Below are 15,820 nucleotides of genomic sequence, written 5' to 3'. Positions count from 1 at the left end.
GGGACTATTGTGCGTGCTCTGCCGCCCGGCGTAGCGGAGTAAGCTGTCACGACATGAGTTGCCGTCAAACCCTGCGGGTGCTGGACAACCCGATCGAGGCCAATCTGCTGCTGGGCCTGCTGCGGCAGCGCCTCGAGGTCTGGCTGCTGGGCGAGCACCTGCAGGGTGCCATCGGCGAACTGCCGGTCACCGGCTTGCTGCGCCTGGTGGTCGAGGAAGCGGACTACGACAAGGCCCTCGCGGTGCTGCGCGACTGGGACCGGGCGCGGCCGCTGCTCGATGACGAGGCCGCCTGCTAGGCGCGCCTCCGCGCCGGCCGCCCCATTCCTGCCCTCAAGCCGATGCCGCGCGACAACGGTCGCGCTGGACCTGGTCGCGCGTTGTCGTCTACACTGTTTCATCAAACGAATTATCGTATCGCTAGATGATACAAACGCCAGAGCCGACAGACCCGCCGTTCCAGCTGCTCGCGCCCGCGGCGCTGGCCGCCTCGCCGCTGCTGTTCGACTCGCCGCACAGCTGGCCGGACTGGCCGGCCGAGGCCGTGCCCAGCGCGGCGCCGCGCGCGGCGCTGCTGTCGAGCTGGGACGCCTGGATCGACGAGATCTGGGCCGCCGCCGCCGAGGGCCGGTCGCCGCTGCTCGCGGCACGCTTTCATCGCGCCTATATCGATGCCAACCGCGCCCGCGACGACATCGACGCCGAGCTGCTCGACGCGCCCTGGCCGGAGCCGCTGAACCCGAGCCCGGCGGGCCGGCGCGGCATGGGGCTGATCCGGCGCTATGCACTGCCCGGCGTGCCGATGTATGCGCAGCGCCTGAGCCCGGCCGAGGTGCGCGCGCGCATCGAGCATTGCTACGACCCCTATCACGCCGAGCTGGCGCGGCTGATCGAGGCCACCCATGCGCGGCACGGCCTGGTCTGCCATATCGACTGCCATTCGATGAAGTCGGTCGGCAACGCGATGAACGAGGACGGCGGCCGGCCGCGCCCGGACCTGGTGGTCAGCGATCTGGAGGGCGCCAGCGCCCATCCGCTGCTGATGCGCTGGATCGCCGACGAACTGCAGGCCCTGGGCTATCGCGTGCAGATCAACCACCCCTATCGCGGCGGCGAACTGCTGCGCCGCCATGGCCGGCCGGCCGCGCGGCGCTACAGCGTGCAGATCGAGATCAACCGCGCGCTCTACATGGACGAGCAGCGCTTCGAGAAGAAGCCCGCGGGCCATGCGCGCCTGGTGTCCGACCTGACGAGCTTCGTGCGCCGGCTGCGCGGCGCCCTGCTGACCGAGCTCCATCCCCATCTCGCTTCAAACATCAAACCAGGAGACCCCGCCCCATGAAAAGAATCCATCGCGCCGCCCTGCTGCTGGCGCTGACCCTGGCGGCCGCGGCCGCCCAGGCCCAGACGAACGTGCAGATCGGCGGCCAGATCCGCCTGACCGCCAACAGCATCAGCAGCGGCGGCAAGCGCAGCTACGAGCTGCGCGACAACGCCTCGCGCCTGAACTTTCGCGGCAGCGAGGACCTGGGCGACGGGTTGAAGGCGCTGTTCGGCCTGGAGATGGGGCTGGATGCCGACGCCGGCACCGCGACCAACCCGCAGTACCGCTACAGCTATGTGGGCCTCAGCGGCGGCTTCGGCGCGCTGGCGCTGGGCCGGCTGGACTCGGCCAACCCGACCGGCTCGCCGCTCTATTCGCAGGTGACCGCGATCACCAGCTTCGCACCCAACGACGCCGGCGCCACCGCGATCGGCACCAGCATGCTGAACTCGCGCAACCGCACCTCGAACTCGATCGGCTATCGCAGCCCGGGCTTCGGCGGCTTCGACCTGCGTGCCCGCGCCTATCTGCGCGGCGTCGACAGCGCGACCGAGGCGGAGGACGATGCCCGCTCGCTGGACCTGGGCCTCAACTACGCGGCCGGGCCGCTGAAGGCCGGCATCGGCTGGGCGCGCGACGAGCGCAGCGGCGGCCTGAAGGCCAACGAGTTCGAGCAGAAATGGCAGATCGGCCTGCGCTACGCCCTCGGCGCGATCGAGCCCTATGCGCTGTTCGGCACCGATCAGTACAAGGCCGCCGCCACCTCGCGCCGCAAGGTCAACTACTGGATCGTCGGCGCCAAGCTGGGCATGGGCCCGCACGCGCTGGTGCTGAACCTGATGGAGCGCGAGGTGCAGACCAAGCGGGTCGGCGAGCGCCGCCGCCAGCAGCTCGGCTACCAGTACGCGCTGTCCAAGCGCAGCGAGCTGCAGGCCTTCATCGACCATGACGGCATCGATTCGAGCCGCAAGGGCGTCGCCGTGCGCGCGATCGGCGCCGGCATCCGCCACGACTTCTGACACCGGGAGACCCGATGAACCGCAAGCAACTCCTGCGCCGGGGCGCCACCGTCCTGGCCGCCACTCTCGCGGCCCTGGCGGCGCCGCTCGCCGCGGCCGCCTTCCCGACCAAGCCGGTGCGCATCATCGTGCCCTTCCCGGCCGGGGCCTCGGCCGACAACGCGACCCGCGTGGTCGCGCGCAAGCTGGGCGACTACTGGGGCCAGCAGGTGCTGGTCGAGAACCGCGCCGGCGTGCCGGCGATCCAGGCCGGCGCCACCGCGCCGGCCGACGGCTACACCCTGCTGCTGGCCGCCGGCTCGCAGATGGTGACCGGTCCGCTGATGCGCAAGCTGCCCTACGACCCGCACAAGGACTTCGCGCCGGTCGGCCGCATGGTCACGATCCCGCCGATCCTGACCGTCCATCCCTCGCTGAACGTCAAGTCGGTCAAGGAGCTGATCGAGCTGGCCAAGCGCAAGCCCGGCACCCTGAACTTCAGCTCCAGCGGCATCGGCAGCCCCAACCAGCTGGCGATGGAGCTGCTGATGTCGATGACCGGCACGCAGATGGTCCATGTGCCCTACAAGGGCGGCGCGCCCTCGGTCGTCGAGCTGGTGGGCGGCCATGTGCAACTGGGCATCAACGCCATCCCCAGCGTGCTGAGCCATGTGAAGGAGGGCAAGCTGACCGCGCTGGCGGTGGCCAGCGGCACGCGGGCGCGCTCGCTGCCCGAGCTGCCGACCATCGCCGAGGCGGGCGTGCCCGGCTTCGAGTACCAGATCTGGTACGCGCTCTACGCGCCGGCGAAGACGCCGCCCGACGTCGTCGCCAAGCTCAGCGCCGACCTGAAGCGCGCGCTCGCCGAGCCCGAGGTGGCGCGGCTGCTGCAGGAGCAGGGCGCCGAGCCGGCGCCGACCGGTTCGCAGGAGCTGGCCCGCTTCATGAAGGCGGACACCGCGCTCTGGACCAAGCTGGTGGCCGAGCGCAAGCTGCAGCTGAGCGACTGAAACCGGCCCTAGGCGCGCCCGGCCACATAGCCGAGCGCGCGCGAGATCTCCAGCGCGCGCCGCTGCAGCTCGCCCAGCAGCGGCGGCAGGCGCGCCTCGCTCATGCGGCTGGCCGGCGTCGACAGGCTCAGCGCCGCCACCACGGCGCCGCCGGCGTCGCGGATCGGCACCGCGATCGCGGCGGTGTCGGCGGTGTGCTCGCCGATCGACAGTGCATAGTCCTGTGCCCGCACCTTCTTCAGCTCGGCCAGCAGCGCGGTCTTGGCGGCCGGCGTGGCCGCGGTGAAGCGCTGGCGCTCCTGCGCCAGCACCTGATCCAGCACCGCGGCCGGCGCATGCGCCAGCAGCAGCTTGCTGGAGGCGCCGGCATAGAGCGGCCGGCGGTGCCCGAGTTCGCCGCCATGCACGCGCAGCGACTGGGTCGACTCGCGGCGCGCCACGCAGACGGTCTCCAGCCCGTCGCGCACCCGCACCACCACGGTCTCGTTGAGCGCCGCCCCCAGCGCCTCGAGCGGCTCCTGCACCAGCTGCACCAGATCGATCTGGGCCTGCGCCGCCGCACCCAGGTGCAGGGCCTTGAAGCCCAGCACATAGCCGGCCTGAGCGCCGCCGCGCCGCGCGACCAGGTCGCGCTGCTCCAGCGTGGCCAGCAGGCGGAAGGCGCGCGCCTTGGTGATGCCGGCGCGCTTGGCGATCTCGGTCACGCCCAGGCCCGGCTCGGCGGCGACCTGGAACAGCAGATTGATCGCCTCATCGACGGCGGCGACGGTGTAGTCCATAGGCTCCCTGTTTGGCTGGCGCGGATTGTCGCCCCGGCGCGGCGGCGGCCGCGCGCTTGGGTTCTAATGAGCGTCAGTCCAAGAAGGCGCGCTCATGTTCGGAATCCACGACCTGACCCTGTTCATTCTCTCCGGCCTGCTGCTGAACATCGCGCCGGGCCCGGACTCGGTGCTGATCATGACGCGCAGCGCCACCCAGGGCTGGCGCGCCGGCTCGGCCGCGGCCCTGGGCATCGGCGCCGGCACCTGCGTGCATGTCCTGGCGGCGGCGCTGGGCCTGTCGGCGCTGCTGGCCACCTCGGCCTGGGCCTTCACGATCGTCAAATGGGTGGGCGCGGCCTATCTGGTCTGGATCGGGCTGCAGATGCTGCTGGCGCGCCGGCGCGCCGCGCCCGCGGCGGCGCCCGATGCCGGCCTGCCGGCCCTGCCCTGGCGCAAGATCTTCGCCCAGGGCTTCCTGACCAATGTGCTGAATCCCAAGGTGGCGCTGTTCTTCCTGGCCTTCGTGCCGCAGTTCATCGCGCCGGACGCGCCCCACAAGGCCCTGGCCTTTCTCGTGCTGGGCGCGATCTTCAACATCAACGGCATGCTGTGGTGCCATTTGCTGGCCGTCTCCACCGCGCTGGCGAGCCGTCGCCTGCGGGTGGGCGGCGCGCCGGCGCAATGGCTGAACCGCGCGATCGGCGCGCTGTTCCTGTCCTTCGGCGTCAAGCTGGCGCTGTCCCAGCGCTGAAAGGCAAGACATGACCCTGGACGAGGAGATCGCCCGCAAGCTGCGCGAGGCCCAGGCCAGCGGCGAGCTGGCCGCGGCCAAGCATTACGGCAAGCCGCTGCCCGAGGAGGACGAGGGCTGGAGCGCCACGCCCGAGGCGCTGCGCATGCCCTTCAAGATCCTGAAGGACGCCGGCTATGCGCCGCCCGAGCTGGCGCTGTTCCACGAGCGGGCCCGGCTGCGCGCGGCGGTCGAGGCTTGCGCCGACCCGACCGAGCGCCAGACCCTGCAGCAGCGCCTCAGCGATCTGGAGCAGTCGCTGGCACTGCGCCTGGAGTCGCTGCGCGTCAACGCCTCGCTGTGACGGACCGGGCACGATGAAATTCAAGTCCCTGCTGATCGGCCTGGCGGCGCTGGCCGCCGCCGGCCTCTATGCCACGCCCTATCTGACCGTGCAGCAGATGCGCGCGGCCGCCAAGGATCGCGACGGCCAGCGCCTGGCCGCCTATGTGGACTTCCCGGCCGTGCGCGCCAGCCTGAAGACCGAGGTGCAGGCCAAGCTGGCGGGCCTGGACCGCAACGAGCGCGGCGACCCGACGCCCGCCAGCGCGATGGGCGCCGCGGTGGCCGGCGCGCTGCTGGGGCCGCTGGTCGATGCGCTGATCACGCCCGAGTCGCTGGCGCGCATCCTGCAAGGCCAGCAGCCGGCGTCGGCGATGACCCGGGTCGGCGAGCGAGCGCCTCCGGCCGAGACCGACAGGCTCGAGACCGTGATGGGCTACGAGAGCCCCAGCCGTTTTGTCTTCAGCGTCAGGCGCCGGGGCGACGGCGAGGAACCGGTGGACCTGGTGCTGCGGCGCGAGGGCCTCGTGCAATGGAAACTGGCCGAGCTGCGCCTGCCCTGAAGAAAACCCAAGAAAGCCCATGATGAACAAGATCCGTCGCACCCTGCTGCTGGCCGCCGGCCTGGCGCTGGCCGCCTCGCCGGGCCTGGCGCAGCCCGCCGGCGCCGACAAGGTGGTCTATCACATCGACAACACCGAGGCGCAGGCCACCAAGGGCCTGCGCAATATCCGCAACCACCTGGACGTGGCGCCCGACACCCGAATCGTCGTCGTGACCCATGCCGACGGGGTGGACTTCCTGATGGAAGGCGCCAGGGACAGGAAGAACCCGAACATCGACTACGGCTCGCTGGTCTCGGCCCTGGCGGCGCGCGGCGTCACGTTCGAGGTCTGCGAGATCACGCTGAGGAACCGCAACCTCGACAAGCAGTCCTTCGTGATGGAGGCGCAGTTCACGCCCTCGGGCGTGGTGCGGGTGGCGCGCCTGCAGGCGCGCGAGGGCCATGCCTATCTGAAGCCCTGAGTCGGCCGCATGTCCACGGCAATCTCGAAGCGGGACCGGGTGCTGGCCTATCTGCGCCATTACGCGGCCAAGGACCTGGACGCGGTGGCCGCGATGTTTGCCGAGGACATCCGGCTGCGCGACTGGAAGATCGCGGTGGTCGGCAAGGCGGCGGCCGTGGCCGAGACGGCGAAGAACTTCGCCGTGCCCGAATCCCTCGAGATCCATCCGCTGGCCCTGCACGAAAGCGCCGATACCGTGGCCGCCGAGCTGCGCATCGTGATCGGCGGCGGCCCGGAGCTCCATGTGGTGGATGTGATCGCCTTCGACGCGGCCGGCCGCATCCGCGCGATCCGCGCCTACCTCGGCCGCGGCGACGCCTAGCGGGCGACCGGCCTCAGAGCTCGAAGGCCGGCACCTGCCGGCCGTCGATGTCGGTGAAGCCGTATTCCCGCGCCAGGTCCGCCACCCGCAGCACCCGGCCGCTCTTCTGCTCCAGCACCGCCGGGTCGGCCGCCAGCGCGGTCACCGCGCGGCCCAGGTAGCGCGGCGATTCGGTGCGCGCCAGCGCCGGGCGCTCGCGCCAGTGATCCTCGTCGGTCTGGTGGCCCTGCAGGATGAACTCGGTGCGCATCCAGCCCGGCGAGACGGCCAGCGAGGCCACGCCATGCGGGCGCAGCTCCTCGGCCATGCCGAAGGCCAGGCGGCAGATCGCGGCCTTGGCCAGGTCGTAGAACAGGTTGCCGCGCAGGTAGCGGTCGCGGTCCCAGAAGGTGGTGCCGACGATCAGGCCGCGCCGGCGCGCGATCATCAGCGGCGCCGCATGGCGCGCCGCCAGCAGGTGGTGGCGCACGCCGCGGTCGAACATCGAGTCCCAGTGCGACATCGGGCGCTCCCAGAAGGGCGCGTCGAACACGCCGTCGAAGCTCTCGTGCCCGCCCCAGGCGTTGTTGACCAGCAGGTCGAGCCGGCCGTGGTCGGCGCGGATGCGTTCGAACAGCGCGGCCACCTGGGCCTCGTCGCCATGGTCGCAGCGGATCGCGATGCCGCGGCCGCCGGCGCGCCCGACCTCCTCGGCCGTGTCCTCGATGCTGCCCGGCACGGCGGCCCGGCCGGACAGCTTCAGCAGCTGCTCGTAGCCCGAGGCGGGCGCGGCGCGGGTGCTGCGCGCGCTGACGATCACGGTGGCGCCGGCGGCGCCCAGCTCGATCGCGATGGCACGGCCGGCGCCGCGGCTGGCGCCGGTGACGAGGGCGATGCGGTCCTGCAGCGGGCGGGTCGACATGGCGCGGACTCCCTGTGGCCTGCGCCGATGTTAGGGCCTGTTAACACTAAGGCAATGGGCCGCGTTGTGACCAGAAAGGCCGCAGGCAAGGCGCAAACCGCAGCCGGGTTGGACACCCGGCGAGGATTTGCAACGCCGCTTGCGGCCTTTCTGGCCACAACCCTTGCGGGCCTTCGCGACCCTTTGCCGTAGTGTTAACAGGCCCTAGCTCCGCGGCTCGGCCACCGCAGGCCGTAGGCGGCCGCCCTCAGGCCACCAGGCTCTGTGGTGCCAGGTAGCGCAGCCGGTAGGTCTCGAAGTCCATCGTGTCGGCGGCCTCGATGCGCTGCTGCTCGGCCACCGAGGCGGCGGCCAGCGCCGCATAGCGCTGGCGCTGTTCGGCGCCGAAGGGCAGATCCAGCAGCTGCGTGCGGGTCTGCTCGGACTGGGCGCGCACGAAGCGCACATGGCTGCTGTCGAAGTCCTGCGCCATCGCGGCCAGCACCCGCGCCGAGGGGGTGGTGTCGGGCTCGGCCAGGGCGCGGTGCGCGTCCGCCAGCGCCTCGCGATGCGCCGTGCCGCCCTGGGCCGCATCCAGCGCGGCGGCCAGCGGCGCGCATTGCGCCAGCAGCTCGGCGCCCCAGTCGGCCAGCGTCAGCTCGGCGCCGCCGCGGGTCAGACGCAGGCCCGGTTCGCGGCCGCGCGCGGCCGTCAGGTGCTGGTTGCACGCCAGCGCAGCGATCTCGTCCGGGCTGTCCGGCGGGCTGTCGCTCTGCAGGCAATGCAGCAGGAAGATGTCGAGGAAGCGCATGGTCTGGGCATTGATGCCCAGCGGCTCGAAGGGGTCGAGATCCATGCAGCGCACCTCGACATACTCGACCCCGCGCTCGCGCAGGGCGTGCAGCGGCCGCTCGCCCGAGCGGATAACGCGCTTCGGGCGGATCGTGCCGTAGAACTCGTTCTCGATCTGCAGCAGGGTGGGGCTCAGCTGGTTGTAGTCGCCGCCGACGCCGCGCACGCCCAGGTTCTCGTAGGGCGGGTAGGGCCGGGTCAGCGCGTCCTGCAGCGAGGCGGCATAGCTTTCCAGGCTGTTGTAGCTGACCGAGAGCGAGGCCTGCGCGTCGCTCTGGTAGCCCAGCCGCCCCATGCGCAGCGAGGTGCCGTGGGGCATGTGGTAGGTATGGTCGCCGAGCCGGCACAGCTCGTGCTCGCGCCCTTCGACAAAGCTGGCGCACAGGGCCGGCGAGGCGCCGAACAGATAGAGCAGCAGGAAGGAATGGCGGCGGAAGTTGCGGATCAGGCCGAAGTACTGCTCGGTCGTGACGCCGGGCATCGACCAGTTGTAGTGGATGCCGGAGATGGTCTGCATGCGCCGGCCGTAGCGCTGGCCCAGGCCCATGCGATAGACGCTCTTGGAGCGGCCGACATTGCTGTGGCCGTAGCGGCCCAGCGGGATGGTCTCGTCGGTGGGCAGGCCGCAGGGCATCGAGCTGACCCACAGGCGCTCGGAGCCTTCGGCATGCAGCGCCTGGTAGACGGCCTGGTGCACCTCGCGCAGCTCGGCCAGACAGGCCTCGACGTCGCCATGCACGCCGGTGATCAGCTCCAGCTGCGACTCGCTGAAATCGGTGGTGATGTGCGGATGCGTCATGGCCGAGCCCAGCGCGGCCGGGTGCGGGGTCAGCGCGAGCTCGCCCTGCGGCAGCGCGCGCAGGCTTTCCTTCTCGACGCCGCGACGCATGCCCTGTAATTGTGCGGCTGCCGGCGGGCGCAGCGCTTTGTTGGTGTCATCGCTCATGCGGCGGTCCCCATAACTCTTTTCGAGGGCGGAAGGTAACAGAAGCCCGTGACGCCTGCCCGTGGCGGGCTATTTGATCAGTCGCGCTCCTGTTCCATCAAGAGATAGGTGTTGTAGGCGTTCATGCGGTTCGCCAGCTTGAACAAGGGCAGGTCTTCGTAGCGCGACCAGTCGGTGGCCGCATAGGCCTCGTCGAAGGGCGTCATGTCGCGCGCGGCGCGGCCCATGGTGGCGCGCAGATAGGCCAGGTAGTCGCGCGTCAGCTGCAGGTCCTGCAGCGCCTCGCCCGCCTGGACCGAGGCCGGCCCATGGCCGGGCACGACGATGGCGGCCGGGCGGGTCAGCAGCCGGTCCAGCGAGGCCACCCAGCGCCGGCTGTCGGCCTGGCCGACGAAGGGGATGCGGCCGCGGAACACCAGGTCGCCGGCGAACAGCAGCCGGTCGGCCGGCAGCCAGACCGACAGGTCCTCGGGCGTGTGCGCCGGCCCGACCGGGACCAGCTGCAGCTCCAGTCCGCCCAGCTCCAGCCGCGTCTCGCCGGCGATCCAGCGGTCGGCGCCCACCAGTCGGGTGCCCGGCTCCACCAGGCCCTCCTCGATGCTGGCCGCGAGGCGCAGCGCCGCGGTATCGCTGTTCAGGTACTCGCGGCCCTTTTCATGGGCAATGATCTGGGCGCCGGCTGCCTTGAAGACCTGCAGGCCGTAGACATGGTCGGCGTGGTAATGGGTCAGGATCACATGGGTCAGCGGCTTGGGCCCCAGGGCCTTGAGCGTCCGCAGCAGCTCGCGCGCCAGCGCCGGCGAACCCAGCGCGTCGACCAGCACCCAGCCGGCGGGGGTCTCGATCAGGCCGGCATTCGAGATGTGGTTGCGGTTCTCCTTGCTGCCGGCGGCGGACAGGCCCTGGACCAGCCAGACATGGGGCGACAGGCGCTGCGGCCGTAGTTCGGCCGCGGCCGGCTCTGCGCGCAGCGGGCCGATCGAGGGCAGCAGCAGGGCCAGCCCGAGCACCGGCGCGCCGAGCAGGCGAGAAAGAAGGGGATGTACGCTTGCCATGCCGTGCAGCTTAATGGCACGAGGGTCGGCCGCTGTTGGTGACAGCATGTATCGCTTCCCGGGTCTCACGCCGATGGAGCGGGCGCTGGCTACACTGGCCCGGACCGGGGAGTGTGGCGAATCTATGGAAGAGTTCTGGCGTCTGGCACGGCAAGCTGCGTTGCGCATCTGGCGCCGGGAGGGCGGCTTGCGCTGCGAGCCCAATGCGGCGGCCTTGCAATGGGTGCGCGACCAGGGCCTCGATGAGCTGGGGCTGGGCCCGAGCTGGCAGGCCCTGGCGCCGCGCGTGCTGGCCGCGCCGGATGCCGGCGTGCGCAGCTGGCGCCTGGGCGAGGACGGCCCGCAGTTCGAGGGCCAGGCCATCGCGGCGGACGACGGCGCGCTGCTGTGGTGGTGCGGCCCGTCGGCCGACTCCATGCTGGAGCGCACGCTCAAGCTGACCGGCGTCTCGCTGTGGCGCATCGACCGCAAGGAACAGTGGATGAGCTTCGACCCGCGCGGTGCGGCGCCGATTGGCGTCAACCCACCGCCCGGCGGCATGGCGCTGGCGGCGGTGCGCGAGCACATCCATCCGGACGATCTGGAGAGCGTGCGTCGCGCCGCGGCCCAGGCCCTGGCCGGCAACCAGGCCATCGACACCGTGACGCGCTACCGCCACAGCGACGGCGGCTGGCACCACCAGCTGACGCGCCGGGTGGCGCAGCGCGACGCCGAGGGGCGGGCGCTGGGCCTGCTGGGGCTGTCGCTGGATGTGGGCGAGCTGGTGGCCGAGCGCGAGCGCATGGTGTCGATCGCCGAGGCGGCCGGCCTGGGCCTGTGGAGCCGCATCGACGGCGTGGCCGACTGGAACCTGCCGATGTTCCGCCTGCACCATCGCGACCCGGCGGCCGGCACGCCGAGCCTGGACGAATGGCTGGCCACCTTGCATCCGCTGGACCGCGAGCGCCTGCGCCTGGAGTCGCTGCAGGCCGAGCGCGACTGGCAGCCGGTGCACCACACCGAGTTCCGCATCCAGGCGCCGGACGGCGGGGTGCGCTGGATCTACAGCTGGGCGCGCCGCGATCTGCGCGAGGGCCGGCGCAGCGCCTTCGGCCTGCATCTGGACGTCACCGAGCGGCGCGGCGCCGAGTACGCGCTGCAGCTGGAGCGCGAGCGCGCGCTGTTCGCGCTGAGCGCGGCGGGGGTCGGCGTGTGGCGGCGCACCGACGAGCGCAACGCCTACTGGAGCGAGGGCATGTACCTGCTGCGCGGCCTCGACCCCAAGGACCCGCGGCCGCCGCAGGAGCTGGCCCATGCCTGCCTGCATCCCGACGATCGCGAGGCCTGGCAGCAGATCTCGCGCCGCTATGCCCGCAATGATTTCGGCATCGAGCCGCACGAGTGGGAATTCCGCGTCGTCTGGCCGGACGGCTCGGTGCACTGGCTGCTGAGCCGCGGCCGCGCGGTACGCGACCAGCAGGGCCGCGTGCTCTACATGACCGGCGTCAATGTCGATGCCACCGAGCGCCACAAGGCCCAGGCCCTGCTGCTGGAGCGCCAGCGCCTGGAACAGCTCAAGCGCACCCAGTCGGAATTCCTGGCGCGCGTCAGCCACGAGCTGCGCACGCCGATGAACGCGGTGCTGGGCTTCTCGCAGCTGATGGCCTACGACGCCAGCGAGCCGCTCACCGCGCGCCAGAGCGAGCGCCTGGCGCGCATCGACACGGCGGGCCGCCATCTGCTGGCCCTGATCGACGACGTGCTGGACCTGGCGCGCGTCGAGGCCGATCAGCAGCCGCTGATCGACGAGCCGGTGCCGCTGGAGCCGCTGGTGCGCGAGGCGCTCGACTGGGTGGCCTCGCAGGCGCTGGCGGCGGGCGTCAGCCTGCGGCTGGCGCGACCGCGCCTGCCCGGGCGGGTGCGCGGCGACCGCCGGCGCCTGGGTCAGGTGCTGGTCAACCTGCTGACCAATGCGATCAAGTACAACCGCAGCGGCGGCTGGGTCGAGGTGGACACGCGCGGCCTGGCGGACGGCTGGGCCGAGGCCGCCTCGACGCAATGGGCCCTGGTGGTGCGCGACAGCGGCCGCGGCATGAGCCGCGAGGCGCTGCAGCGCATCTTCGAGCCCTTCAACCGCCTGGGCGCCGAACTGGAGGGCATCGCCGGCACCGGCATCGGGCTGACCATCGTGCAGCAACTGACCGAGCGCATGGGCGGGCGCATCGAGGTGGACAGCGAGCCCGGCATCGGCAGCGAGTTCCGCGTCTGGCTGCCGGCGGACGAGGAGGACACCCAGCCGGCGCCGCTGGACGAGCTGCCGGCGCTGACGCGCCGCCACGCGCCGGAGGGGCGGCGTCTGCGCCTGCTGTGCATCGAGGACAACCCCGCCAACCTGCTGCTGGTGCGCGAGCTGCTGGCGCTGCGCCCGCAGTTCGAGTTCAGCGGCGCCGAGGACGGGCGCAGCGGTCTGGCGCTGGCGCTGCAGCTGCGGCCCGATGTGGTGCTGCTGGACATGGAGCTGCCGGACATGCACGGCAGCCAGGTGCTGAGAGCGCTGCGTGCCACGCCGGAGCTGGCCGACTGCCAGGTGATCGCGCTGTCGGCCAATGCCCTGCCCAGCGATGTGCAGGCCGGGCTGGCGCTGGGCTTCGACGATTACTGGACCAAGCCGCTCGAGATGGCGCGCTTCCTGCGCGCGCTGGATGCGCTGCTGCAGCGCGCATGAAGTGACCTCCCCCTACCGGCTGCGCCGGCCCCCTCTGGGGGCGCGCCCGCAGGCCCGGCGAAGCCGGATCCTCGGGCGCCGCTTGGTGTGACCGGTTTCCGGCGTCGCGCGTGCCGCGGGCGGAGCGCCTGCATCAGGCCAGGTCCGCCACCATGCCCTGATGGTGGCTGAGGAACACCTGGCCGCGGAACCAGCCCTGCCAGGCGCCGGCGCGCAGCCGGTCCAGCACCGGGCCCTTGACCTCGCTGAGGTCCAGGCGGATCCGCTGGCGCGCCAGCGTGTCGTGCAGTTCGCGCAGCGCCTCCAGGCCGCTGAAGTCGATCGCGTTCACCGGCGACATCTGCAGCACCACGCGGCGCGTGTCGGGGCGCGGCGTCAGATAGGCCTGCACCACGTCGGTCAGGCTGCGCGCATTGGTGAACAAGAGGCTCTCGTCGATGCGCAGGCCCAGCACGCCGGGCCGGCATTCGACCGCGTGGCGATCGATATTGCGGTAATGCTCGGTGCCGGGCACCCGGCCGATCAGGGCGACATGGGGGCGTGCGGTGCGCTGCAGCAGCAGCGCGATCGAGCCCAGCACGCCCAGGCCCAGCGCCGCGCTGACGCTCCAGCACAGCACCAGCAGGCTGACCGCCAGCATCAGCAGGGCCTCGGGCCGGGCGTAGCGCCAGGCGTCCCGGTAGGGGGCGAGCTTCAGGCCGGACAGCACCGCCACCATGATGGTGGCGGCCAGCACGGCCTTGGGCAGACTGGCCAGCGGGCCGGCCAGCAGCAGCATGGCCGCGCCCATTGCTACGGCGATGAACGCGCCGGTCATGCGCGTGCGGCTGCCGGCGTCGAACATCAGCACGCTGCGCGAGAAGCTGGCCGCCACCGGCATGCCGCCGCTCAGCGCCGCGGCGAGATTGGCGCCGGCCAGGCCGCGCAGCTCGGCGCGCGCATCGATGCGCACGCCGGCGCGCCGGCCCAGCGATTCGGCCACCACCAGGCTGGAGACGAAGCCCACCAGGGCCACCAGCAGGGCACCGGGCAGCATGGCCAGCCACAGCGGCGCGTCCAGGCGCGGCAGCGCCAGGCCCAGATGCAGCGGCGGCAGGGTGCCGACCAGGGGCACACCGCTGGAGAGCGCATCGCTGCCGCGCGCCAGCGCGATCGCGCCCAGCAGGATCAAGAGCGGCGCCAGCCGTGCCGGCAGGCCCTTGAGCCAGCGCCGCGCGGCCAGCAGCAGGGCCAGCGCGGCCAGGCCGTAGAGCGTCGCGCCGACCTGCCAGGCGAAGCCACTGTCCCAGGCGCTGCGCAGCAGGGCCGGCAGCTCGAAGCCCTTGGCCGGGCTGCCCAGCAGCACCGGCAGCTGGCTGGCGGCGATCGACAAGGTCGCACCGGTCTCGAAGCCATGCAGCACCGGGACGCTCAAGAGCGCCGCCAGCGCGTCCAGCCGCAGCGCCGCCGCCAGGGCCAGGATCAGGCCGACCTCGGCCGCCAGCACCAGGGCCGCCTCGGTGGGGCCGACGCCGGGCGGGGCCTGGGAGAGCGTCTGCGCGATCATCAGGGCCAGCACCGCCACCGGGCCCAGGCCCAGGTGCGGGCTGGAGCCCAGGGCCGCATACAGCACCAGCGGCAGCAGGCTGGCATACAGACCCACCTGCGGCGGCAGGCCGGCCAGCATCGCGTAGGCGATGCTCTGCGGGATCAGCAGCACGCTGACGACCAGGGCCGCCAGCAGGTCTTCACGCAAGTAGCGCCGGGCATAGCCGCGCCAATCCGGCCAGGACGGGAGCATCAGTCGACCTTGGCCCCCGAGTTCTTGACCACCTGGGCCCATTTCCTCGTTTCGCTGGCGATCAGCGCCGCGAAGTCCTTGCTGGGCATGCCGCTGGCCACCGCGCCCTGGCCGGCCAGGCGCTCCCTGAGCACCGGCGTCGCCAGGGCCTTGGCGGTCTCGCGCTGCAGCAGGGCCACCTGCTCGGGGGGCATGCTGCTGGGCGCCAGCAGACCGAACCAGGAGCTGGCCTCGTAGCCCTTCAGCGCCGGGCCGCCGGCCTCCTCGATGGTGGGCAGGTCGGGCAGGGCCTCGCTGCGCTTGGCCGAGGTGACCGCGATGGCCTTGAGCTTGCCGGCCTTGATATGCGGCATCGACGAGGGCAGGTTGTCGAACATCAGGTCCACGTTGCCGCCGATCAGGTCCAGCAGGGCCGGGCCCGAGCCGCGGTAGGGGAAGTGCAGCATGAAGGTGCCGCTCATGCTCTTGAACAGCTCGCCGGCCAGGTGGATCGAGGTGCCGTTGCCGCTGGACGCCATATTGAGCTTGCCGGGGTTGGCCCTGGCCACGCGGATCAGGTCCTGCACCGTGTTGACGCCGAGCTGCTGTGCCTTGGCCGGGTTCATTACCAGCACATTGGGCACGGCGGCGACCAGGGTGATCGGCGCGAAGTCCTTCACCGGGTCGTAGGGCAGCTTGGGGTAGAGCGACTGGTTGATGCCATGCGTACCCACCGTGCCCATCAGGATGGTGTGGCCGTCGCCGCTGCGCGCCACCTCGGCGCTGCCGGTGTTGCCGCCGGCGCCGGGCTTGTTGTCGACGATGACCGGCTGGCCCAGGGCCTTCTGCAGCTCCGGTGCCAGCGCGCGCGCCAGGATGTCGGTGGTGCCGCCGGCCGCGAAGGGCACGACGATGCGCAGCGGCTTGCTCGGCCAGGCGCCCTGCGCCAGCGCGAAGCCCGGCAGCAGGGCCGCCGCGGCGATGCCCAGCAGCTCCAGCAGGTGGCGGCGGGTCAGGTCTTGCTTCATCGCATGTCTCCTCTTGTGATGGGAGCAAGTATGCCGCGAGCG

General features: G+C 71.8%; 16 protein-coding genes. 10 read left to right on the top strand and 6 right to left on the bottom strand.

Going from position 1 to position 15,820, the window contains the following annotated elements; translation table 11 throughout:
* The first annotated feature begins 53 nt into the window (after nucleotides 1–53).
* The 4 genes from AC07OQ_RS02465 to AC07OQ_RS02450 all read left to right on the top strand — a co-directional run bounded on the left by AC07OQ_RS02465 (nucleotide 54) and on the right by AC07OQ_RS02450 (nucleotide 3,332).
* Nucleotides 54–299, top strand: a complete 246-nt coding sequence (locus AC07OQ_RS02465; protein ID WP_495051500.1) for a putative signal transducing protein — start codon at nucleotides 54–56, stop codon at nucleotides 297–299.
* 125 nt (nucleotides 300–424) lie between these two features.
* On the top strand, nucleotides 425–1,342 hold the full coding sequence (locus AC07OQ_RS02460) for an N-formylglutamate amidohydrolase (RefSeq protein WP_495051499.1): 918 nt from the start codon (nucleotides 425–427) through the stop codon (nucleotides 1,340–1,342).
* Nucleotides 1,339–2,343, top strand: coding sequence for a porin (locus tag AC07OQ_RS02455; RefSeq protein ID WP_495051498.1), 1,005 nt, complete (start codon nucleotides 1,339–1,341; stop codon nucleotides 2,341–2,343). The genes AC07OQ_RS02460 and AC07OQ_RS02455 overlap by 4 nt, the downstream gene beginning before the upstream one ends.
* A gap of 14 nt (nucleotides 2,344–2,357) precedes the next feature.
* Nucleotides 2,358–3,332, top strand: a complete 975-nt coding sequence (locus AC07OQ_RS02450; RefSeq protein ID WP_495051497.1) for a tripartite tricarboxylate transporter substrate binding protein — start codon at nucleotides 2,358–2,360, stop codon at nucleotides 3,330–3,332.
* Nucleotides 3,333–3,340: 8 nt separating this feature from the next.
* Here the strand turns inward: AC07OQ_RS02450 and AC07OQ_RS02445 are convergent, their stop codons facing one another.
* On the bottom strand, nucleotides 3,341–4,111 hold the full coding sequence (locus AC07OQ_RS02445; protein ID WP_495051496.1) for an IclR family transcriptional regulator: 771 nt from the start codon (nucleotides 4,109–4,111) through the stop codon (nucleotides 3,341–3,343).
* 94 nt (nucleotides 4,112–4,205) lie between these two features.
* On the opposite strand from AC07OQ_RS02445, the gene AC07OQ_RS02440 reads away from it, so the two are divergent.
* Genes AC07OQ_RS02440 through AC07OQ_RS02420 form a run of 5 tightly spaced genes read left to right on the top strand, consistent with a single transcriptional unit; the run spans nucleotide 4,206 to nucleotide 6,554 of the window.
* The gene (locus tag AC07OQ_RS02440) at nucleotides 4,206–4,844 is read left to right on the top strand and encodes a LysE family translocator (protein ID WP_495051495.1); all 639 of its coding nucleotides are present in this window, start codon (nucleotides 4,206–4,208) and stop codon (nucleotides 4,842–4,844) included.
* Nucleotides 4,845–4,854: 10 nt separating this feature from the next.
* On the top strand, nucleotides 4,855–5,187 hold the full coding sequence (locus AC07OQ_RS02435; RefSeq protein ID WP_495051494.1) for a DnaJ family domain-containing protein: 333 nt from the start codon (nucleotides 4,855–4,857) through the stop codon (nucleotides 5,185–5,187).
* A 13-nt stretch (nucleotides 5,188–5,200) separates the two neighbouring features.
* Entirely contained in the window at nucleotides 5,201–5,728 is a 528-nt protein-coding gene (locus tag AC07OQ_RS02430) for a DUF2939 domain-containing protein (RefSeq protein ID WP_495051493.1), read from the top strand.
* A gap of 19 nt (nucleotides 5,729–5,747) precedes the next feature.
* A complete protein-coding gene (locus AC07OQ_RS02425) occupies nucleotides 5,748–6,191 on the top strand; it encodes a DsrE family protein (RefSeq protein ID WP_495051492.1) in 444 nt (147 codons plus the stop codon).
* A 9-nt stretch (nucleotides 6,192–6,200) separates the two neighbouring features.
* Nucleotides 6,201–6,554, top strand: a complete 354-nt coding sequence (locus tag AC07OQ_RS02420; RefSeq protein WP_495051491.1) for a nuclear transport factor 2 family protein — start codon at nucleotides 6,201–6,203, stop codon at nucleotides 6,552–6,554.
* A gap of 13 nt (nucleotides 6,555–6,567) precedes the next feature.
* Here the strand turns inward: AC07OQ_RS02420 and AC07OQ_RS02415 are convergent, their stop codons facing one another.
* The 3 genes from AC07OQ_RS02415 to AC07OQ_RS02405 form a co-directional block, all read right to left on the bottom strand.
* Nucleotides 6,568–7,455: an SDR family NAD(P)-dependent oxidoreductase gene (locus AC07OQ_RS02415; protein WP_495051490.1), complete on the bottom strand. Its 888-nt coding sequence runs from the start codon at nucleotides 7,453–7,455 to the stop codon at nucleotides 6,568–6,570.
* Nucleotides 7,456–7,702: 247 nt separating this feature from the next.
* The gene (gshA, locus tag AC07OQ_RS02410; RefSeq protein ID WP_495051489.1) at nucleotides 7,703–9,232 is read right to left on the bottom strand and encodes a glutamate--cysteine ligase; all 1,530 of its coding nucleotides are present in this window, start codon (nucleotides 9,230–9,232) and stop codon (nucleotides 7,703–7,705) included.
* Nucleotides 9,233–9,309: 77 nt separating this feature from the next.
* Complete coding sequence (locus AC07OQ_RS02405; RefSeq protein WP_495051488.1) at nucleotides 9,310–10,287, bottom strand: MBL fold metallo-hydrolase; 978 nt, start codon at nucleotides 10,285–10,287, stop codon at nucleotides 9,310–9,312.
* Between the two features lie 124 nt (nucleotides 10,288–10,411).
* On the opposite strand from AC07OQ_RS02405, the gene AC07OQ_RS02400 reads away from it, so the two are divergent.
* Entirely contained in the window at nucleotides 10,412–12,991 is a 2,580-nt protein-coding gene (locus tag AC07OQ_RS02400) for a PAS domain-containing protein (protein ID WP_495051487.1), read from the top strand.
* Nucleotides 12,992–13,124: 133 nt separating this feature from the next.
* Here the strand turns inward: AC07OQ_RS02400 and AC07OQ_RS02395 are convergent, their stop codons facing one another.
* A complete protein-coding gene (locus tag AC07OQ_RS02395; RefSeq protein ID WP_495051486.1) occupies nucleotides 13,125–14,771 on the bottom strand; it encodes a SulP family inorganic anion transporter in 1,647 nt (548 codons plus the stop codon).
* Nucleotides 14,771–15,778: a Bug family tripartite tricarboxylate transporter substrate binding protein gene (locus AC07OQ_RS02390; RefSeq protein WP_495051485.1), complete on the bottom strand. Its 1,008-nt coding sequence runs from the start codon at nucleotides 15,776–15,778 to the stop codon at nucleotides 14,771–14,773. Before AC07OQ_RS02390 ends, AC07OQ_RS02395 begins: the two co-directional genes overlap by 1 nt.
* Nucleotides 15,779–15,820: the final 42 nt, after the last annotated feature.

This window comes from Roseateles sp. GW821-FHT09B06, assembly GCF_059418245.1.
This window is presented reverse-complemented; position numbering and strand designations above follow the sequence as displayed.